The organism is Ralstonia sp. NFACC01, assembly GCF_900115545.1.
GTDB classification, from domain to species: Bacteria; Pseudomonadota; Gammaproteobacteria; order Burkholderiales; family Burkholderiaceae; genus Ralstonia; species Ralstonia mojiangensis.
Genome location: NZ_FOWV01000005.1, coordinates 363,031 through 383,507 on the forward strand (window position 1 = coordinate 363,031; position 20,477 = coordinate 383,507).

21 protein-coding genes are annotated in these 20,477 nt (G+C 63.0%); 12 read left to right on the top strand and 9 right to left on the bottom strand.

Translation table 11 applies throughout. From position 1 onward, the window contains the following. Positions 1–54: 54 nt before the first annotated feature. Entirely contained in the window at positions 55–804 is a 750-nt protein-coding gene (locus BM136_RS15205) for a GntR family transcriptional regulator (RefSeq protein WP_092972712.1), read from the bottom strand. Then, positions 801–2,495 carry a sigma-54-dependent Fis family transcriptional regulator gene (locus tag BM136_RS15210; protein WP_092972714.1) on the bottom strand — a complete coding sequence of 565 codons (1,695 nt, stop codon included), beginning with the start codon at positions 2,493–2,495 and terminating at the stop codon, positions 801–803. The genes BM136_RS15205 and BM136_RS15210 overlap by 4 nt, the downstream gene beginning before the upstream one ends. Positions 2,496–2,941: 446 nt before the next feature. On the opposite strand from BM136_RS15210, the gene BM136_RS15215 reads away from it, so the two are divergent. Continuing rightward, on the top strand, positions 2,942–4,318 hold the full coding sequence (locus BM136_RS15215) for an OmpP1/FadL family transporter (protein ID WP_092972716.1): 1,377 nt from the start codon (positions 2,942–2,944) through the stop codon (positions 4,316–4,318). 48 nt (positions 4,319–4,366) lie between these two features. Here BM136_RS15215 and BM136_RS15220 read toward each other — a convergent pair whose 3' ends face one another. The 7 genes from BM136_RS15220 to BM136_RS15250 all read right to left on the bottom strand — a co-directional run bounded on the left by BM136_RS15220 (position 4,367) and on the right by BM136_RS15250 (position 10,937). Further along, entirely contained in the window at positions 4,367–6,049 is a 1,683-nt protein-coding gene (locus BM136_RS15220) for a sigma-54-dependent Fis family transcriptional regulator (RefSeq protein ID WP_045202867.1), read from the bottom strand. Positions 6,050–6,397: 348 nt separating this feature from the next. Next, positions 6,398–7,429, bottom strand: a complete 1,032-nt coding sequence (locus tag BM136_RS15225) for a 2Fe-2S iron-sulfur cluster-binding protein (RefSeq protein WP_092972718.1) — start codon at positions 7,427–7,429, stop codon at positions 6,398–6,400. Positions 7,430–7,466: 37 nt separating this feature from the next. After that, the gene (locus BM136_RS15230) at positions 7,467–8,456 is read right to left on the bottom strand and encodes an aromatic/alkene monooxygenase hydroxylase subunit beta (protein ID WP_045202759.1); all 990 of its coding nucleotides are present in this window, start codon (positions 8,454–8,456) and stop codon (positions 7,467–7,469) included. A gap of 12 nt (positions 8,457–8,468) precedes the next feature. Continuing rightward, positions 8,469–8,783, bottom strand: a complete 315-nt coding sequence (locus BM136_RS15235; protein WP_045202760.1) for an MmoB/DmpM family protein — start codon at positions 8,781–8,783, stop codon at positions 8,469–8,471. A gap of 20 nt (positions 8,784–8,803) precedes the next feature. Continuing rightward, complete coding sequence (locus BM136_RS15240) at positions 8,804–9,139, bottom strand: monooxygenase system ferredoxin subunit (RefSeq protein ID WP_045202761.1); 336 nt, start codon at positions 9,137–9,139, stop codon at positions 8,804–8,806. A gap of 7 nt (positions 9,140–9,146) precedes the next feature. Next, complete coding sequence (locus BM136_RS15245) at positions 9,147–9,407, bottom strand: toluene-4-monooxygenase system B family protein (protein ID WP_045202762.1); 261 nt, start codon at positions 9,405–9,407, stop codon at positions 9,147–9,149. Positions 9,408–9,431: 24 nt separating this feature from the next. Continuing rightward, the gene (locus BM136_RS15250) at positions 9,432–10,937 is read right to left on the bottom strand and encodes a ferritin family protein (RefSeq protein WP_092972720.1); all 1,506 of its coding nucleotides are present in this window, start codon (positions 10,935–10,937) and stop codon (positions 9,432–9,434) included. A gap of 708 nt (positions 10,938–11,645) precedes the next feature. Between BM136_RS15250 and BM136_RS15255 the strand changes: the two genes are divergently transcribed. The 11 genes from BM136_RS15255 to BM136_RS15305 are packed head-to-tail and all read left to right on the top strand — an operon-like array spanning position 11,646 to position 20,456. Further along, positions 11,646–11,855 (top strand): phenol hydroxylase subunit, encoded by a 210-nt coding sequence (locus tag BM136_RS15255; protein ID WP_045202764.1) that lies wholly within the window; start codon positions 11,646–11,648, stop codon positions 11,853–11,855. 55 nt (positions 11,856–11,910) lie between these two features. Next, complete coding sequence (locus tag BM136_RS15260) at positions 11,911–12,918, top strand: aromatic/alkene monooxygenase hydroxylase subunit beta (protein ID WP_092972722.1); 1,008 nt, start codon at positions 11,911–11,913, stop codon at positions 12,916–12,918. 36 nt (positions 12,919–12,954) lie between these two features. Then, entirely contained in the window at positions 12,955–13,224 is a 270-nt protein-coding gene (locus BM136_RS15265) for an MmoB/DmpM family protein (protein ID WP_012430589.1), read from the top strand. A 45-nt stretch (positions 13,225–13,269) separates the two neighbouring features. Continuing rightward, positions 13,270–14,814 (top strand): aromatic/alkene/methane monooxygenase hydroxylase/oxygenase subunit alpha, encoded by a 1,545-nt coding sequence (locus tag BM136_RS15270; protein ID WP_092972724.1) that lies wholly within the window; start codon positions 13,270–13,272, stop codon positions 14,812–14,814. Then, positions 14,811–15,176 carry a phenol hydroxylase subunit P4 gene (locus BM136_RS15275; RefSeq protein WP_092972726.1) on the top strand — a complete coding sequence of 122 codons (366 nt, stop codon included), beginning with the start codon at positions 14,811–14,813 and terminating at the stop codon, positions 15,174–15,176. Before BM136_RS15270 ends, BM136_RS15275 begins: the two co-directional genes overlap by 4 nt. A 3-nt stretch (positions 15,177–15,179) precedes the next feature. Further along, entirely contained in the window at positions 15,180–16,244 is a 1,065-nt protein-coding gene (locus BM136_RS15280) for an NADH:ubiquinone reductase (Na(+)-transporting) subunit F (protein ID WP_092972728.1), read from the top strand. Positions 16,245–16,259: 15 nt separating this feature from the next. Beyond that, positions 16,260–16,625, top strand: coding sequence for a 2Fe-2S iron-sulfur cluster-binding protein (locus tag BM136_RS15285; protein WP_045202769.1), 366 nt, complete (start codon positions 16,260–16,262; stop codon positions 16,623–16,625). Positions 16,626–16,648: 23 nt separating this feature from the next. Continuing rightward, positions 16,649–17,593 carry a catechol 2,3-dioxygenase gene (locus BM136_RS15290; protein ID WP_092972730.1) on the top strand — a complete coding sequence of 315 codons (945 nt, stop codon included), beginning with the start codon at positions 16,649–16,651 and terminating at the stop codon, positions 17,591–17,593. Positions 17,594–17,651: 58 nt separating this feature from the next. Beyond that, complete coding sequence (locus BM136_RS15295; RefSeq protein ID WP_092972732.1) at positions 17,652–18,101, top strand: GlcG/HbpS family heme-binding protein; 450 nt, start codon at positions 17,652–17,654, stop codon at positions 18,099–18,101. A gap of 52 nt (positions 18,102–18,153) precedes the next feature. Next, on the top strand, positions 18,154–19,608 hold the full coding sequence (locus tag BM136_RS15300; protein ID WP_092972734.1) for a 2-hydroxymuconic semialdehyde dehydrogenase: 1,455 nt from the start codon (positions 18,154–18,156) through the stop codon (positions 19,606–19,608). Continuing rightward, complete coding sequence (locus BM136_RS15305) at positions 19,605–20,456, top strand: alpha/beta fold hydrolase (protein WP_092972736.1); 852 nt, start codon at positions 19,605–19,607, stop codon at positions 20,454–20,456. Before BM136_RS15300 ends, BM136_RS15305 begins: the two co-directional genes overlap by 4 nt. The last annotated feature ends 21 nt before the right edge of the window (positions 20,457–20,477 follow it).

Genomic DNA, 20,477 nt, shown 5'->3' on the forward strand with positions numbered 1-20,477 from the left:
AATTCACCTGGTGCAAATCGCCCGCCACGCCATCACATCCACCGTTTGCTACCTCTATTCACTCGTCCCCGTCTCCAGTCCGAGCTTTGCCAGTAACTCGTATGTAAGTCGGATGTGCACTTCAACCGCCAATGCCGCACGGGCTTCCTGCCGTGCCATGGCCGCTTCGAATATGGCCGTATGTTCCTCATGCACGTTGCGGCTGCTGGGTTGCACGGTGCTCCGCCGAATGGCCACGCGCCGATAACGTTCGCCATGGCGGTAGAGCAGGTCCAGCAGGTACTTGCTCCACGGTGAACGGTGCGCAGCGATGAGTGCTTCATGAAACTGCCGGTTGGCACGTTCCCAGTGTTCGGGATTGGCCGATGGACCCAGCGATTCCGCGTCGCTCAGGGCGTCAAAGGTGGCGCGCAGGTGTGCTTCCCATTGCGCATCGCCGTGACGGATGGACAAGCGCACAGCTTCCGTCTCCAGCATCACTCGCGTGTCGGTGAGGTCCTGCAGGTCGGCCAACGAAATTCCCGTCACGCGATAGCCGCGCTGGCCCTCCACCGTGACGAGCGCGTCCGAGACGAGGAGCGCCAGTGCTTCGCGCAGCGTACCGGCCCCCACGTTATATCGATCCTTGAGATGTTCAACGCGCAGGCGCTCGCCCGGAGCGAGACGGCCTTGAATGATGTCTTGCCGCAGATCGAGGTAAGCGCGCTCGCATAGGGTACGGGGCACTTCGGGTTCTGTATGCGCAACCGTGGTTGTGCTGGCCGCTTGTGCGCCAGACACGCCGGCTTGTATGGCGCGTTTCATTCTTCGCTACCTCTGTCTAGATGCCGCTTGAGGCGATAGGCCAATTGGGGGCGGGTGAGGCCCAACTGGCGTGCGGCGCCGGAAAGATTGCCCTTGGCACGCTCGACTGCAAGGTCAAGCAGTTGCGTTTCCAATGCTTCGAGACTCAGGCCGCTGTCCAGAATGCGCGCGCACAGGGTCTGTTCGCTTTCGAGCCGCACGGGTGCCAGGCGACCTTGGGGGCTCAGCTGCGATTGCATGCCTGAAGGCTGGTTGGGAAAAAGGTGTTCAATCTCGATGCTTTCACCCTGTGGTGCGAGGATGACGCCGCGCTCCACGAGGTTCTCCAGCTCTCGGACGTTGCCGGGCCAGTCGTGATGCATGAGCGCTTGCATCGCGCGTTCCCCAAAACCAGCGAGGCGCTTCTGGTGCAAGGCTGTGAAACGGGCCAACAGGTGATTGGCCAGCGGCTCGATATCAGTCATGCGTTCGCGCAGCGGCGGGATACAGATCGGATAGACGTTCAGTCGATACAGCAGATCGCGACGAAAGCGCCCCTGAGCTACCGCGGCTTCAAGATCGACGTTGGTGGCTGCCACGAGACGCACGTTCACCTTGCGTGTGCTTTCGGCGCCAAGTCGCTCGATTTCGCCCTCTTGCAGAACGCGAAGGAGCTTGGCTTGGGCGGGCAGCGGTAAGTCGCCCACTTCGTCCAGGAACAACGTGCCGCCATCCGCCCGTTCGAAGCGGCCGGTGCGCGCCGCGTGGGCGCCGGTATAGGCGCCGCGCTCGACGCCAAACAGCTCGGCTTCGATCAGATCGGCCGGCAGGGCGGCGCAATTGACGGCGACGAAGGGGCCCGTTGCTCGGGACGAGCCTTCGTGAAGAGCCCGCGCAAAACGCTCCTTGCCCACGCCTGTCTCGCCTGTGAGCAGCACCGTCACGTGGGTGGCAGCTGCACGGTTCAGCAGTTCGTGGGCGCGCTGGAACGCGGGCGAGCGGCCTACCAGCATGCCCGCTGCCACGAGCGGCTCACGTGTCGACTCGATCGTGGTTTTGAGGGCTTGCACTTGTTCGCTAAGCGCCGCAATCGTGTCGAGCAATGACTCGTCTTCAAAGTACTGGCGCTGCTCATCCCCGTCGGGCCATTCATCAATCGGTTTGCCCACGATCTCACAGTGATCGGCGCCACATGCGGCACAGGTGCTTTCCTTGAAGAGGATAAGACGGCCCATGAACGCACTGGTGTAGCCGCTGGCATAGCCGAGTTGGATCCAGCAAGCCGGTTCGTCCACCACGCCGTAGGCTTGACGGTGGGCGTGCGCTTCCCAGGAATTGTCCCAGCGGAACTCGCCAAAGAACCGCCCGCTCGCGGGGTCGAAGTCGAGCTGGACTGGTGTGACACGCACCGCCCCTTCGAGCATGTGCAACTGCGGGCCGACCATGAAGGCGGCATCGAGTGACAGCGCTCCACGCGTCTTGCGAGCAAATTCGGCATCGCGACGCCCGGAGGCATACCCCATGCGGGTCAACAGGCGGCGCGCATGAACTGGCCCTACCGAATTGATCAGGTCTTGCCGCAAACCGCTCAGCGCGGCGGTGTGCAGCAACAGCATGCGCCGCTCGCCCAGCCAGATGGTGCCGCTCTCGGGTTCGAAATGCAGCAGGCGCCGCAGGTCGGCGTCTGAGGGGTAATTGAACTTGGCTTGCACAGCGCGCGGCCTCCTGGGTGAGGGCGGAATTGGCCGGAATCTCGATATTCTCCTGGATAAGCAGGAAGACAGCAAGCACCGGAAACAGCGGGGTTTCCGGCAGGAGCGAGGGCTTTGATCAATTGATCAAGTGCCGATGCTGACCAATCCCACCAAATCGTCAAAAAGGAGAAGGAGGTCTCCGTGTCGGGAGCAGGCGACCCTACTTGGGGCCCGGAACACGCGCGGGAAATCGAGCCGAAACGTCATGGTTTTCCCTTGAAATATCGAGATTATTTGGCGAGGCGGTCGCAACTGGCATGCCTTCTGCAAACCGACTCCCGCGACCGCGCAGCAGCGCTTTGCCGGTCGCGATTCCGGCGGTGTGTCCGCGGCGCATGTTCGTCGCGATCGGGCAGTGCCGCCGTCTTGTTATCTCGCATCAATCAATAGACAAGGAGACACCCGTGAAAGGCAACTACGTTCGCGCGGCCACGGCCATCTGTGTTGCGGTCTGTGGGACCCACGCCAGGGCGACAGACGTGTTCAATCTGGAGGGTTTTGGTCCGATCTCGCGCGCAATGGGCGGAACGGGCGCGGCCTTCGATATCGGGGCCGCCGCCATGATGGAAAATCCCGCGACGCTTAGCCTGATGGGCGAGGGCCGCCATTTCAGCCTGGGGCTCGATGTCGTGTCGACCGACATCAAGGCCACGAATACCGCAACCGGCGAGACAGCGAGTTCGGGCAACCACGGCAATAACAACGGCCCGTATTTTGCGCCGCAGACCGCGTTCGTTTATCGGCAGGGCAGGTACGCGTTTGGGGCGGGCATTTTCGCGGAGGGTGGCCTCGGGACGCAATACGGTGGCAGCAGCTTCCTTTCGCGCACCTCCAACGGTGTGGACACCGGGCTGGACCAGTTCTCTCGGCTGCTGGTGTTGCGTGTGCCGTTTTCGGCGGCATACCAAGTCACCGACAAGCTGACCGTGGGCGCATCGCTGGATGCGGTCTGGACGTCGCTGAATCTCGGGACACTGTTGGATGTCTCCCAGATCGGCACGCTGGCCGGCCAGGGGCGCGTCTCGGGCACGCTTGTTCCCACCTTGATGGGCGTGCCAGGGCTTTCCGGCGGCTACATCAACTTCGCACGCAATGCACCGGTCGGGGGCGGCGCTCAGGCCTGGGGCATCGGCGGGCGGCTGGGTCTGACCTATCAGGTCACGCCGGATACCCGCATCGGTGCCGCGTATAACGCGAAGACACATGTTGGCGACCTCACGGGCCAAGCAACGCTTGCCGCCGTCAGTTCGGTCGCAGGCAACATTCCGCTCAGGGGTGACGTGACGGTTCGAAACTTCCAGATGCCCGCGCAACTGACCGTAGGCATCAGTCATCGGTTCAACGAGCAACTGCTGGTGTCAGCGGACTACCAGCGTGTGTTCTGGTCAAGCGTGATGAAGGACATGAACGTCGGGTTCGTGCAGTCGGGCACGGGTGCCAATCTGGATCTGTCGCTGCCGCAGAACTACCGCGATATCAGCGTGTTCGGGATCGGCGCCGAGTACCGTTACAACGCAAAGTGGACGTTCCGTGGCGGGTTCCATTACGCGCAGGAGGCCATTCCGGGCAACATGCTTTTGGCCGTGGTGCCCGCCACGCCTACGACGAGCCTGACCGGCGGCGTTTCCTATGCAATCGGCAAGAACGATGTGATCGACTTTGCGCTGTCGGTAGCGCTGCGCAAGACGCTGGCCAATTCGAGCCAGCCCAATACGGCTGTGCCGATCAGCGTGACGCACTCGCAAGTCAACGCCGTGATTGCGTATCAGAAGCGCTTCTAGGGCGCACGTGCCTGGGCGACGAAACCTTGTCGCCCAGGCTTGCACGGATCAGCTTCCGTCGACCGGAATGTGATACTTGCGAAGCCGGTAAGCCAGCGTCGGGCGACTGATGCCGAGCACCCGTGCCGCGCGCGACAGGTTGCCGTTGGCCTCGACCACGGCGGCGCGCAACATCGCCACCTCGGTTTCCTCCAGGCCTGGCCGGGGAATGGCTGTGCTGGACGGCGCGACGTCTTCAGCCGTCTCGCTGCTCTGCCCGATGTTGCCACTGCGTTTGAGGATGAACGAGGCGGTGTCGATCTCCTCTCCGCTGGTGAAAAGATGGCACAAGTCCAGTGACCCGCCATCTTCGGCCAGGATCACGGCGCGTTCGATCATGTTCTCCAGCTCGCGGACATTGCCGGGCCAGTCGTAGGCGAACAGCGCATCGACGGCACGTTCGCGAAAGCCGGTGATCTGTTTGTCGTGCTTCTTGGCCAAGCGCTGGAGGAACCAGTTCATCATCAGCGGGATGTCGTCCCGCCGTTCGCGCAGTGGCGGCACCTGGATCGGGAAAACGTTCAGCCGAAAGAACAGGTCTTCGCGAAACTGGCCCGCCTTGGCGGCTTCGCGCAGGTTCACGTTCGTTGCGGCAATCACCCGTACGTTGACCTTGCGTGTGCGCGTATCGCCCACGCGCTCGATTTCCCCCTGCTGCAGCGCGCGCAACAGTTTGCCTTGTGCTGTCAGGCTGAGCGTGCCGATTTCATCGAGGAAGAGCGTCCCGCCGTCGGCGCGTTCAAAGCGCCCGGGCCGTGATGTGGTCGCGCCCGTGAATCCGCCACGCTCCACGCCAAACAATTCCGATTCCATCAGATGTTCGGGGATCGACGCACAGTTGACGGCGACGAATGGCCCGTCGGCGCGTTTGCTCAGACGATGCAGATTGTTGGCGAAGACTTCCTTGCCGACACCGCTTTCGCCCAGGAACAGCACGGTGGCTTCGGTGGGGGCCACCTTGTTCACCATATGGCAGACGGTGTTGAAACCGGCAGAGATTCCAACCACGCCGAAGCTGTTTGCCGGTGCGGCGGCCAAACGCGCTGCGATGCGGCTTGTGGCGGGCAATGGCGCCTCGTGTTGGGGTGCCCATTTGACGAAATCGCCGATCTGCAGGAAACGCAGGTCGTCTTCGGCGTCTTCCCACTCTTCAACGGGTTTGCCAACCACGCGGCACTTCGCATGCCCCATGCCGCGACACTCGATCTCGCGCCAGAGGATGGGGCGGCCCATGAAAGCGCTGGTGTATCCGCACGCATAGCCGATCAACATCCAGCACACCGGTTCGTTGCCGATGCCGTAGCTGGCGACGTGGGCCTCGGCCTCGGAGCTGTCGATCAGGTAGAAGTCGCCGAAATAGTGGCCACGCTGTACATCGATATCGAGTGCGACCGGCTCGCAGTGCACCATGCCTTCCAGCGAGACCAGTTGCGGGCCTGCCAGGAAGTCGTCGTAGCTGTTGAAGCCTGCGCGAACCTTGCGCGCCATGGCGGCATCGTGCGTACCGGCCTGATAGCCGATGCGGGTGATCAGCCCGCGCGCCGTTTCCTTGCCCAGGCTTTCGATGAGCTCTTGCCTCAGCGCGCCGAGCGAGCTGATGTGCATGAGCATCATGCGTTGGTCGTCCAACCAGATCCGGCCCTGCTGCGGAGCGAAGCGCAAGCGTTTGGCGAGGTCGTGGATGGCCGGCACGCGGATCTCGGTGGCCCCCGGGTGTTTTGGGTCGCGATCGGGTCGCGCCGGTGCCGTTGCGTCGGATTTGGATTGTCGCGGATGCCGTTTTGCCATGGTCTCCTCGATCGCGGCCAGATGGATTGCCGTCGCGACGGCGAGCGGCTGGCGCTTACGCGGTACCGGCTGACTGCTGTCGTCGGACGGTCCGCGGACGTCATACAAGGTTCGATCGAATGAGCTTAACCTCAGCTTCCAGATATGGGGATTGGTGAAAGTACGCGACATGGCCGATCTGTGAAATTGATCGTCGATGCTGTGCTGTGTTCGTCGCGTTGCTGGGCTCGCGATTCTTGATGGGTTGCTGGCTTAAACGAAGCGGTCGAAGTGCATCTGTTCGAACGGCACGTGATGCGAGTGCATCAGCAATGTCTGCACGGCTTCGATCATGGGCGGAGGGCCGGCGAAGTAGAACTCGAAATGGTCCAGCGGTGTTGCCAACACCCGCTCGACCTCGGCGTGTACGAAGCCGGTCGGTCCTTGCCACGCAAGCTCAGGCGCAGGCGCAGACAGCACGACCGAGAGTGCGAAGCGGCTGTCTGCCACGAGGTCTTCAAGTGCCGCCATGGCACCGAGGTCGGGCTGTGAGCGCCCGCCGTAGAAGAAGTGCACGCGTCTCGCGCGGTTCTCGGAAAGCGCTCCACGGGCGACCGACAGCATGGGCGCAAGCCCTGAGCCTCCGGCAATGCACACAATGTCGCGTGCGTTGTCGTCACGCAGGTAGGCGTGGCCATAGGGGCCATCGAGCGTGATGGTTTGCCCGATTGCAACGTGATCGAACAAGGCGTTGCTGCCGGCACCGCCGGGAACGCGCCGGATCACGAATTTCCAGATGCCGTCCTGACTGGGGAGGTTCGACATCGAATAGGCGCGCGCACCCGGCGTGTGCGGCGGATACAGCAGCGCGTACTGGCCCGGACGGAACGCTGCCGGGGCCTGTATCTGAAATGTGAACTCGCTCATGTCGGGCGTCAGCTCGCGCCGGGCCAGCAGCACGGCCGGCCAGCGGCCCGGTGATACGACCGGGCGATATGCTTCGTCGCAGCGCACGCGGATCGTGCAATCGCCCAGCAGGCGCGACTGGCAGGCGAGATGTTTGCCGCGCTTGCGGTCGCGTTCAGACAGCCCGGGTGCTTCCGGCCAGATGGATTCCACGAGACCCGAGAGCAGGTCAAAGCGGCATGCACCGCAGCCCCCGACGCTGCACTCGTGGGGCAGGGCAATGCCGGCGCGTAGCGCGCCCCGCAGCAAGGTGTCTTCTTCTGCAGCGACGGAAAAAGCGGCGCCGCCTTCGATGGTGATCTGGTGTGTCATCGCCAGTTCCGATGTGTCGTTGGCCATGGTTTGGATGGAATGATGTCGCCCGGGCTGTTTGGTCTCACAGGCCGATGCTGTGCCGGAACTCGCGCACCGCAGCGGTGGCGCGCGCCTGCGCCGCTGGCGCGTCGGGCAGGGCTGCGCAGTAGGCCACGATGGCTTCATCGGCCAGGGGCTCCCATTTGGCGAGCCAGCCGGTGATGACCTCGCGGTTTCCGGGCTGTTCCAGCGCCATGCGTACAAGTGCGCCGGCCCAGCGGCGATGGCGTTGCGCATCGGCAAGTTGCGCGTCGGTCAGCAGGCCAAGCAGGGTGTCGCCGTTGTGCCGGGCCGCTTCGCCAAGACTGCGCAATACGGCTTCCTCCACCGCCGGCCGTACCACCAGGCTCAGGGCAACGAAGCACTCGGCCCAGTCCCACGCCACCAGCGCGTGTTCGACGAGCTTGCGCCAGCCTTGCCATGCCGGGTCCTGCTCCCAGTAGCGGCGTTCATCGGTGCCGAAGCCGAGATCGCTGAAGGTCTGAGACAGCTCCTTGGTGCGGTACGCGGTGTGTGTCAGCCAACGCAGCGAATCGGCCGTCTGATAAGCCGCGCAGTTTGAAATGGTCGAGGCAGGCGCCAGTTGCGTCAGATAGGCCGAGCCCATCTGCAGCGTGTGGAACAGGTAGCGCGCAGGCGTGTACAGGCGAGCCAGCGTGCCTGCCCAGGTGCGTTCGAGCATGGCGTCGTGCCCGCGCTCGGAAAACTGGTCGAGCAGCCCGAACACATAGGTCTCCTGCCCGTCCTGCAGCATGTTGTACGTGCGGTAGACCAGTTCATCCGGATCGCGGAACGCGTTCCAGTCGGGGTGGGTCAGGGGAGATGCGTTGCGGTTGCGCTTGAACCACTGCGCCATCTCGAAATTCGGGTCGAGCTCGAACGGCGCATCGGGGTTGTCGGTGGTGTAGTGCAGGTTGGTCGAGACGATTTCGTACTCACTGGGCTTGCGTCGCCGCGCGGCCAGATGACTCCAGGTCTTGAGCGGCTTGAGGACTTCAGCTTGCGTTGTCATGTGTGTCTCCGATTACAGCGTTTTTTCGTAGTAGAACCGGACGTAGTCATCCGTCGTTTCGATGCGGCCGGCGAACGAGCTGAGGTTGACTTCGAGCTCGGACATCTTGAACGGTCGCCCCAGTGCCTCTTCGAGCGTGGCGCGGCGCAGGATCAGTTCGCCGTCGGTGTCGATGCGCACATAGGCGAGCTTGTCGTCGATGCGGATGCTCTTGCCCGGGTTGTCTTCCTGCGCGGCTTCGATGACGCCGGCAGTGATGCTGCTCGCGCGCAGTACGGGACCGACGCGATTGTTGCGGTAGGCCTCGGCGGTGTTGGCGATACTCATGGTGGGGTTCCTGGGCGATGTCAGCAATTGGCGAAGAGAGGCTCAACGCCCTCGACAGCGACGAAGATGTCGTCGCCTTCGACTTTCAAGGCGTACTCGGCAAGCCGGCAGCCGCCGGGGTTGATGCCTTTGCCGGTGTTGGCATCGAAGGTCCACTGATGTGCGCGGCACATCAGCACCCGGCCGTCGAACTTGCCCTCGGCCAGCGGGATGTCCTGGTGCGGGCAGATTCCCTGGAACGCGCGCGGTTCACCCCCTTCGGGGCGCACCAGCACGATCACATGGCCGGCGACTTCGACCTCGGTCATGTCGCCTTCCCAAAGCTCGTCGAGCGAGCAGACTTTCTGGAAGTTCATCGCGGCCTCATGCATCGCAAAAAATGAATTCGAGCGCTTCCATCGGCTTGATGTCGGTGTCGGCCAGCTTGGCGTTGCGCGGATAGAACTGCTCGCCGCCCTGGCGCCGGACCCTGACGATCTTGCCGGGCTGCGGTGCCACGCGGCGCCCCACCGAGTGGTGTGCCGCTGCTGCGGCCACCTCGTCGATCGTGTTCTCGGTATCCACCGCGACGAGCTGCAGCACGAAGTCGTACTGAAAATTCGAAATCACAGGAAAAAGTGCCATGTCGTCCTCCGTTTGCGTGCCGCCTCACGCGGCTTTCTTTTCGTAGCGCTGATTGCGATACGCCTCGACCCACGCGTAGTGATGGGCGTCGTCTCCGCACTCGCCAGGCGCCAGGTTCATGTACTGAAGTGCGCCCATCAGGTTGGGTGGCTGAATCTGCCCCGCGAGGAATCGGTCGACCAGCGTCAGGTGGTCGCGATAGCGCAGCGGGTCTTGCTGGAAGACCCAGCGGTCGATCTCGGAATTGAAGTGGTACGTGCGGCCCTTGTAGTCGAGCGGGTAGTCCTTCACGTTCCAGCCGTTGCCCGGAATTGCGCAGATCGGCAGCTGGCTCATGTTGCATACGATCGGCAGTGTCTCGGGCACGGTCAGTTCGGGCTTGCCGGCCAAGAGGTTGTCGATGATGACGTCCCAGGCTTTGCCGAATGTGTCGTTCCAGCCGGGGTATTTTTCTTCGAGCCAGTCGCGGCAATCAGGCGTCATGCCGGCAGCTGGGTTCCACCAGATCGTCGGACGCCAGAACCAGATACCCATCTGGTAGGCGTGGTGCTGGTAGTCGAACTCGTTGATCATCTGATCCCAGTACCAGGGCAGGTCCAGGCCCAGGTCGATCAAGGTGCGTTCAAACTGCCCGACGATCCACTCCGTCATGAATTCCTTGAACGACTCCTTGCGATGGTGCAGCGGCGTTGCGTAATCCATCGAGGTGCCGGTGAGCAGCGAGAACAGCCGCCAGGCGCGCGCAATGGCAATGTCGACGAGTTTCTGCGCCTGCTCCTTGTGACCGTTCGCGATTAGGATCTGCAGTGCCGGACCACCGATCTGCGCATGCCGCGACTCATCGGTCTGGATGCTTGAGATGAGGCTGGCGAAGGTGAAATCACCCGCCTCTGCAGCGTCGGCGGCGAGGCCGAGGAACTGCATGTTGGTAAAGCCCGTCTCAAAAGCGAACGTCAGCATGATCGCAATATCGATCGCGCTGCGCGACATGAACAGATCATCGAACGTGCTGCGTGCCGCGATCGCGCCCCATTCGTTGGTGTGATAAGCCTTATGGGCCCAATCGAACTGACGGTCCTTGGCGCAATAGTCGTGCGGGAAATACAACTGCAGCTGGCCGTGCCGATTCTCGTCGAGCATGCCGAAGGTGGCCATGTTGCGCATGCCCGGTGCGCGGCCGAAGCGGGCCATGCGTGCCTCCGCGCTCATCGCGGCGTATTCGCCGAGCGCAATGGCGCCGTAGTGCGCCTTCAGAATCGACAGCCAGCCCGGGTCGGCGTCTTCGAACATGCGGCTGCGTTCTAGCGCAGCCTTGACCGAGTACGCACCGGCATCTTTCTCGCGCTGGATGCGGACGTATTCGGGATACGACGTCTTGTATGGCTCGTCGTAGGTTTCCCATGTCTGCATCGGTACGCCCTGCGCGCCGGTCATGATGTCGGGAAACAGCTCGGACTCGGTGACGTAGCTCGGGGTCCAGTTGGTCGTGCGTGCGATGTCGTACCACGCGGCGCGTTCCAGTAACGCCATGGTGATGTCTCCTTGGTGGGTCTGTAGTGCTTTTGCTTGGTGGTCTCAGCGCGGTCGCATTTGCGCTGGGCGGTCCTCCATTGCAAGGGCGGTGCCAACCGCAGCGCCTGCCGTGGGTTGGTGCAACGCAAAAGTCCCTGACGCCTGTATCGACGCGCGCCGTCGACACGCCTGTGCGCTGCCTGTGTGCAGTGCAGAAGCGCTCATCCCCATCGCGATTTCAGTTTTTGATCAGATTCGGTCGCCGTTGGCTTGCCGTCTGATTTGATCAATTGATAAGAATCTCGAGAATATGGATTCTGCTTCGGCGTAGCGCACCCCGGACAGCCGATATACGCCTATCCGTCGCCAGAGTGTTTTCTCGAAGTCGGAGCGCGCGGCTCGCAATGAGCGTGTCGTCCGCCTGTTTTCCGGTTATTCCAAGCCTGTAAGGCCACGGACGGGCTCGACGATTTGATGAAAACCGCCCCGAGTGGCTCGATCAAATGATCAATTCGCCTGCCTGATCAAGCGAAATTCGCTGCCATTGCCCCGTGTTTTGCGTGCATGACACCGCATAAAGGCTGTCTCGTTGTTGGGGTTTTCCCTTGAAATATCGAGATTTTTGAAGAAGCTCCGCCCAGCTGGCACAGCTTCTGCAAAAGAGGAGCCGTCACCGGCGACAGCTCAGCGTCGGTGGCAATCCCGACCTCAACAGCGGATATGCCCATGACCACGCAAATCAACCTGTCATCCGACGAGATGCCCATCGTCGATCTCACGCGCAAATACGTGAGTCGTATTGAGCGACGCGACGATGGGCTGGTGAGCTTCGAGTTCGCCATCGGCTGGCCCGAGCTGAGTGTCGACTTGCTGCTGCCCGAGCCGGCCTTCACCGCGTTCTGTCAGCGCCACCAGGTGACGAGGCTGGATTCCTGAGACGGCGCAGACCGTCCACCGCCACACCCCATAAAACACCCAGGAGACAACCCGCATGAACATCGACTTGCAGGCCCGCGAAATCACACCGCTGCGGCAGACCTTCGCCCACGTTGCCCGCCTCATCGGCGAAGGCAAGGCAGCCACGCGCTACCAGGAAGCGACTTACGGCGCGCAGTCCATGGCGAACTTTCACTACCGTCCGACGTGGGACCCAGCGCACGAGTTGTACGACCCGAGCCGCAGCCGCATTCACTTGGCTGACTGGCAGGCGCTCAAAGATCCGCGCCAGTTCTATTACGCCACCTGGACCATGACCCGCGCGCGTCAACAGGAAGCGGTGGAAGCGAACTTCCAGTTTGTCGAATCGCGCGGGCTGGCATCTGCGATGGGTGATGCGCTGCGCGACCGCGCGCTGCAGGTGCTGCTGCCGCTGCGCCACGTGGCGTGGGGCGCCAACATGAACAACGCGTCGATCTGCGCGTATGGCTACGGCACGGCCTTCACCGCGCCCGCGATGTTCCACGCCATGGACGATCTCGGGATTGCGCAGCTGATTACCCGTCTGGCCCTGGCACTGGACGAGCCTGCCGTGCTCGATGCCGGCAAGCGGGCCTGGCTGGAAGACCCCCGTTGGCAAGGCTTGCGCCGCTACGTGGAAGACAGCTTCGTGGTGCAGGACCCGGTCGAGCTGTTCGTGGCCCAGAACCTTGCACTGGACGGGCTGCTGTATCCGCTCATCTGTGGGCACTTTGTCGATGACCACCTCGCTCTGCAAGGCGGTACGGCCGTGGCCATCCTGACGAGCTTCATGCCCGAGTGGCATGACGAAACCGCGCGCTGGATCGACGCCGTCATCAAGACCATGGCGAGCGCCGTGGAGCCCGAAGCCGCAGGCAATCGCGCATTGCTCTCGGAATGGTTCGCACACTGGGCCGACCGCGCCCAGGCCGCGCTCGCGCCCGTCGCCGAGATGGCCTTGGGAGAGCACGGCGCTGCGGCACTGGGCGAAGTGCGTGCGGCGCTCGATGCGCGCGCCGCCAAAGCCGGCCTGTCGCTCTGAACGCCACGTCTTCCGATTGCTTGCAGAGGAAACCCCATGTCACAAGTCTTTATTGCCTTCCAGGCCAATGAGGAGTCGCGCCCCGTCATCGAGGCCATCGTCACCGACAACCCGGAAGCCGTCGTCACCTACCCGACCGGGCTCGTCAAGATCGACGCTCCGGGGCGGCTGACCATCCGCCGCGAAACCATCGAAGAGCAGACCGGCCGGCCCTTCGACCTTCAGCAACTGCACGTCAACCTCGTGACGCTCTCGGGCCACATCGACGAAGACGACGATCAGTTGACGCTGAGCTGGCAGCACTGAACACGAAAGACCTCGCACACCTACACATACGAGAGGAGACACCCTATGGACACCCGTGTTGCCAAGAAGAAGCTTGGCCTGAAAGAGCGCTACGCCGCCATGACGCGCGGCCTGGGCTGGGAAACGACCTATCAGCCGATGGACAAGGTCTTTCCGTACGACACCTACGAGGGGATCAAGATCCACGACTGGGACAAGTGGCAAGACCCGTTCCGCCTGACCATGGATGCGTACTGGAAGTATCAGGGCGAGAAGGAGAAGAAGCTCTACGCCGTGATTGAGGCTTTTGCGCAGAACAACGGTCAGCTCGGCATCAGCGATGCGCGCTACGTCAACGCGCTCAAGCTGTTCATCCAGGGCGTCACGCCACTGGAATACAACGCGCACCGTGGGTTTGCCCACGTGGGCCGTCAGTTCACGGGCGAAGGTGCGCGCGTGGCTGCGCAGATGCAGTCCATCGACGAACTGCGCCACTACCAGACCGAGACGCATGCGATCTCGCACTACAACAAATACTTCAACGGCATGCACAGCCCGAACCACTGGTTCGACCGTGTCTGGTACCTGTCGGTGCCGAAGTCGTTCTTCGAAGATGCGTGCACGGCCGGTCCGTTCGAGTTCCTGACGGCGGTCAGCTTCTCGTTCGAATACGTGCTGACCAACCTGTTGTTCGTGCCGTTCATGTCCGGCGCCGCGCACAACGGCGACATGAGCACCGTCACCTTCGGCTTCTCTGCGCAGTCCGATGAGTCGCGGCACATGACGCTGGGCATCGAATGCATCAAGTTCATGCTGGAGCAGGATCCCGACAACGTGCCCATCGTTCAGCGCTGGATCGACAAGTGGTTCTGGCGCGGCTACCGGCTGCTGACCATCGTCGCGATGATGCAGGACTACATGCTGCCCAAGCGCGTGATGAGCTGGAAGGAGGCCTGGGAGATGTACGCCGAGGGCAACGGCGGCGCGCTCTTCAAGGACCTGGCGCGCTATGGCATTCGCGAGCCGGCGGGCTGGAAGGACGCGTGCGAAGGCAAGGACCACATCAGCCACCAGGCGTGGGCCACGTTCTACAACTACGGCGCGGCCGCACCGTTCCACACGTGGATTCCGAACGAGGACGAGATGCAGTGGCTCGCGCAGAAGTATCCGGACTCCTTCGACAAGCTCTATCGCCCGCGCTTTGAATTCTGGCGCGAGCGGGCCGAGGAAGGACGGCGCTTCTACAACAAGACGTTGCCGATGCTGTGCACGACCTGCCAGGTGCCGATGTTCTTCACCGAGCCGGGCGACGCCACCAAGATCGCCTATCGCGAGAGCGACTACTTCGGCAACAAGTATCACTTCTGCTCGGACCACTGCAAACACATCTTCGACGACGAACCCGAGAAGTATGTGCAGAGCTGGCTGCCTGTGCACCAGGTCTACCAGGGTCATTGCTTCCCTGAGGGCACAGACCCGACCGCCGAAGGGTTCGACCCGTTGATGGCGGTGCTCAAGTACTACGAGATGAACATCGGACGTGACAACTTCGACTTCGAAGGCTCGGAAGACCAGAAGAACTTCGCCGCCTGGACGGGAGAAACAGCATGAGCGTCGTGACCAATCCGAAAGCCGCGCCCTACAAGTTTCCGATGAAGGACGTGCGCGAGAACTTTCCTGCGCCGCTGCTCTACATCGGGTGGGAAGACCACCTGATGTTCAGCGCACCGTTCTGCCTGCCACTGCCGGCGGAGATGCCATTCGGCGCGGTGGTGACACAGGTGCTGCCCGCGCTGTATGCCGAGCACCCCGACTTTGAACGCATCGACTGGAGCGCTGTGCAGTGGTTCAAGTCCGGCCAGCCCTGGACGCCCGATTCGGCCAAGTCGTTGGCCGGTAACGGGCTGGGCCACAAGGACGTGATCCGTTTTCGTACGCCGGGCCTCACCGGCATCAACGGTTCCTGCAGTTAAGCCATGTGTAATCAACTCACCATCGAGCCCATTGGCGCCACGCTGGACGTGGCCGAGGGCCAGACCCTGCTCGACGCCGCGTTGCGCTCGGGGGTGTACATCCCGCATGCGTGCGGCCACGGACTGTGCGGTACGTGCAAGGTGCAGGTCACGCACGGCGAGGTGGACCACGGCCCAGCCAATCCCTTCGCGCTCATGGACATCGAGCGTGAAGAAGGGAAGACGCTGGCGTGTTGCGCCACCGCGCTGAGCGACGTTTGCATCGAAGCCGATGTGGACGACGAGCCGGACGCGCGTGTCATTCCCGTGCGGGATTTTGTGGCGACGGTCACGCGCGTTGAAGCCCTCACGCCCACCATCAAGGGGCTGCGCCTGAAGCTCGATCAGCCGATCGACTTCCAGGCTGGCCAGTACGTGATGGTGGAGATTCCAGGGCTCGGTCAACGGCGTGCCTTCTCGATCGCCAATTCGCCCAGCAATGTGGCAAGCACGGACGAGATCGAGTTGCAGGTGCGCCGCGTCCCCGGCGGCGCCGGAACCGGTGTGCTGCACGAGCAAGTTGGCGCGGGCGACACGCTGCACGTGACAGGTCCTTACGGCCGGTTCTTCGTGCGGCAGTCAGCGGCCAAGCCGATGCTGTTCGTCGCAGGTGGTTCGGGTCTGTCCAGCCCGCGGTCGATGATCCTTGATCTGCTGGAACAGGGCTGCACGTTGCCCATCACGCTGGTCAACGGACAACGCAGTCGTGAAGAGCTGTACGGCCACGAGGAGTTTGTTGCGCTGGCCAATCGCCACCCGAACTTTCACTACGTGCCGGTGCTGTCGAACGAAGCCGAGGGGAGCGCCTGGGACGGTGCGCGCGGCTTTGCCCACGACGCTGCCAAGGTGCATTTCAACGGACAGTTCTCAGGGCACAAGGCGTATCTGTGCGGGCCGCCGCCGATGGTCGAGGCTGCCATCGGTGCGCTCATGCAGGGCCGGCTGTTCGAGGATGACATCTACACCGAGAAGTTCCTCTCCGCAGCCGATGCCAACGCGCAGCGCAGCCCGCTGTTCAAGCGGGTTTGAAAGGAGGGCCACGCAATGCTGGATACCCGACCCAAGGTGGACGTGTGCGTGGAACAGACCCAGGAGCACTACCCATGCGCCACCACCGAGAGCTTGCTGACGGGCATGTTGCGCCTCGGGCGCAAGGGCATTCCCGTGGGCTGTGTCAATGGCGGCTGCGGGGTGTGCAAGGTGCGCGTGCTTGAAGGCAGCACCGTGCGCCTGGGGCCGCTCAGCCGTGCCCACGTCAGCGCAGACGAAGAAGCGCAGGGCGTGACGCTGGCCTGCCGTGAAGCACCGCTGACCGCCGTCCGGCTGGCTGTGCTGGGCAGATTTGAAAAACCGTTTTCGAGAGGCTTCGCCGCATCTGCGGGGGCGCAGTCCGACAAGAAACCGCAGTGAGTTTGATCAACCAGGAGACAAGCATGGGTGTTCTACGAATCGGGCATGCCAGCCTAAAGGTGATGGACATGGCCGCCGCCGTTCGGCACTACGAAAACGTGCTCGGCCTGAAGGTGACGATGCAGGACAACGCCGGCAACGTCTACTTCAAGTGCTGGGACGAGTGGGACAAATACTCGCTCATCCTCACGCCGTCGGACCAGGCAGGCCTGAACCATCTCGCCTACAAGGTCGAGAAAGACGCCGACCTCGACGAGCTGCAGGGGAAGATTGAAGCGTGGGGTCTCAAGACGGTGATGCTGCCAGAGGGGACGCTGCCTGCTACTGGCCGCATGCTGCAGTTCAATCTGCCAAGCGGCCACGAGATGCGGCTCTATGCGATGAAAGAGGTGGTCGGCACCGAGGTGGGCAGTCTCAACCCCGACCCGTGGCCGGACAACCTCAAGGGCGCTGGCGTGCATTGGCTGGATCATGCCCTGCTGATGTGCGAGCTGAATCCGGAAGCTGGCATCAACACGGTTGCCGAAAACACGCGGTTCATGCAGGAGGTGCTGGGCTTCTTCCTGACGGAGCAGGTCGTCGTCGGCCCGGGCGGCGCCGTACAGGCTGCCGCATGGCTGGCCCGCAGCACCACGCCGCACGACATCGCGTTCGTCGGTGGTCCACGCAGTGGCCTGCACCACATCGCCTTCTTCCTGGATTCATGGCACGACGTGCTCAAGGCTGCAGACGTCATGGCCAAGAACCAGACCAAGATCGACGTGGCACCTACGCGCCACGGCATCACGCGCGGGGAGACGATTTACTTCTTCGACCCCAGCGGCAACCGCAACGAGACGTTCGCTGGACTGGGCTACCTCGCGCAGCCAGACCGTCCCGTCACCACGTGGAGCGAAGACAAGCTGTGGACCGGCATCTTCTACCACACGGGTGAAGCGGTGCCGTCGTTCACCGATGTCTACACCTGATCTGTCCGAGCCTGTTTGCCGAGCCGCCTGAACCGCCATTTCCACGTCCCGTCTTGCCATGTCCACATGTACTGCACACGACGCCACCTTCCTCAGCGAGGTACGCAGCCAGATCACGCTCCCCGCGGCCCAGGCTGCCGTTGCGGCGGCGGTGGAGTCGGCGCAGGCACAGGGGCTGTGCATCAACGTGGCCGTGGTCGATGGCGGCGGCACGCTCGTGGCTTTTGCGCGCATGTCGGGCGCGTTTCTGCACTCGATCGACATTGCCATCGACAAGGCTTATACGGCGGCCAGCTTCGGCTTTCCCACCGCGCAGTGGGGCGACTTGCTGGCCGGCGATGAAATGCTGCGCCTGGGGCTGGCCGAGCGCCCGCGACTGGTGATGTTTGGCGGTGGCCTGCCGATCATCAACGCGGGCCAGCGCATCGGTGGCATTGGCGTGTCTGGCGGCTCGGCGGAGCAGGACGAAGCGTGTGCCCGCGCAGGGCTACGCGCGATCGGCCTGTGAAGAAGGTCTCTCCTCAACCAAAAGAAGAATCGTCTGTTTCGGGAATCCAACCGTGAAGCAATTCCTCAATTTCATCAATGGCGAGTTCGTCGCCACCCACAAGACGTTCGAGAACCGCGCGCCGGTGGATAACAGCGTGATCGGCCTGGTTCACGAGGCTGGTCAGGCAGAGGTGGATGCCGCCGTCGCTGCTGCGCGAGCCGCGTTGCAAGGCGACTGGGGCCGGATGACCGTGGTCAAGCGCGTCGAGTTGCTGCATGCGGTGGCAGACGAGATCAATCGGCGTTTTGACGATTTCCTTGAAGCCGAACTGGCTGACACAGGTAAGCCGCGCAGCTTGGCCGCGCACATCGACATTCCGCGCGGCGCGGCCAACTTCAAGGTGTTTGCCGACATCGTGAAGAACGTGCCGACCGAGAGTTTCGAGATGGCTACGCCCGACGGCGGTACTGCCGTCAGCTATGCGCTGCGTTCGCCGCTGGGTGTGGTGGCTGTGGTGTGCCCTTGGAACTTGCCGCTGCTACTGATGACGTGGAAGGTGGGGCCCGCGCTGGCTTGCGGCAACACCGTCATCGTCAAGCCCTCGGAAGAGACGCCAGCCACGGCCACGCTGCTGGGTGAGGTCATGGCGCACGTGGGTATCCCCAAGGGCGTCTACAACGTCGTGCACGGCTTCGGGCCGGGCTCTGCCGGAGAGTTCCTCACGCGACATCCGGGGGTCAACGGCATCACCTTCACCGGTGAGACGCGCACCGGAGAGGCCATCATGACCGCGGCTGCCAAAGGCGTGCGACCGGTGAGCTTCGAACTGGGCGGCAAGAACGCGGGCATCGTTTTCGCGGATGCCGATTTCGACAAGGCCGTGGCCGGCATCACGCGCAGTGCGTTCGAGAACTGCGGGCAGGTCTGCCTGGGCACCGAGCGCGTCTACGTTCAACGGCCGATCTTCGACAAGTTTGTGCAAGCACTGAAGGAGAAGGCTGAGGCATTGAAGATCGGGCCATCGGGTGAGCCGGGGGTGGGTCTGGGCCCGTTGATCTCCGCCGAGCACAAGGCCAAGGTCATGTCCTACTACGCACTGGCCCAGGAGGAGGGCGCAACTGTGATCACCGGAGGCGGTGCGCCGGACATGCCCGCCGCGCTGGCCGAGGGCCATTGGGTACAGCCGACCATCTGGACCGGGCTGCCGGAAAGCGCCCGCGTGATTCGCGAAGAGATCTTCGGTCCCTGCTGCCACATTGCCCCGTTCGACACCGAGGAAGAAGCCATCGCGCTTGCGAACGCCACGGACTACGGCCTGGCCACCACGGTGTGGACGCAAAACCTGGGCACGGCCCACCGCATGGCGCGCGCCGTTGAGGTGGGACTGTGCTGGATCAACAGCTGGTTCCTGCGCGACCTGCGCACCGCATTCGGCGGCGCCAAGGCATCCGGCATCGGCCGCGAAGGCGGCGTGCATTCGCTGGAGTTCTATACCGAGCTGCGCAACGTGATGGTGAAGCTATGAGCACGATCAACCTTGAAGGCGCGGATGCCCGCTACGTCCGCACCGGTGCCGTACAGACCTACGTGCACGATGTCGGGCAGGGCGCACCGGTGCTGCTCATACACGGGTCAGGCCCGGGTGTGAGCGCATGGGTCAACTGGCGGCCGGTCATGCCTGCGCTGGCCCGGCAGCGCCGCGTCATTGCGCCCGACATGCTGGGCTTCGGCCTGAGCGACCGGCCCGCGGGGCAGGTCTACAACATGGACGTTTGGGTTCAGCAAGCCATCGACCTGCTGGATGCCCTTGGATTGCCGCAGGTCGATCTGGTTGGCAATTCCTTTGGCGGCGGATTGTCACTGGCGCTGGCGATCCGGGCGCCCGAGCGTGTGCGGCGGCTGGTGCTGATGGGCGCGGTGGGTGTGCCGTTTGCCATCACGCCGGCGCTCGATGCGGTGTGGGGCTACACACCATCGCTGGCGGCCATGCGCGGTCTGCTCGACGTGTTTGCCTACGACCGCGGCCGTGTGACAGACGAACTTGCGCAACTGCGCTACGAGGCCACCATCGTGCCGGGTGTGCAGGAGTCCTATGCCGCCATGTTCCCGGCGCCCAGGCAGCGCTGGGTGGATGCCATGGCGAGCGCCGAAGCCGACATCCGCGCGCTGCCGCACGAAACACTGGTGCTGCACGGGCGGGAGGATCAGGTGATCCCGGTATCGAACTCGCTCACCCTGGCCGACTGGATTCCCAACAGCCAGCTGCACGTCTTCGGTCACTGCGGGCACTGGACGCAGATCGAGCACAGCGCCCGCTTTGCCCAACTCGTGAACAACTTCCTGGCCGAAGCCGATGCTGGCGCAGCCACCTGAACCACTCTCTTACGCAGACCT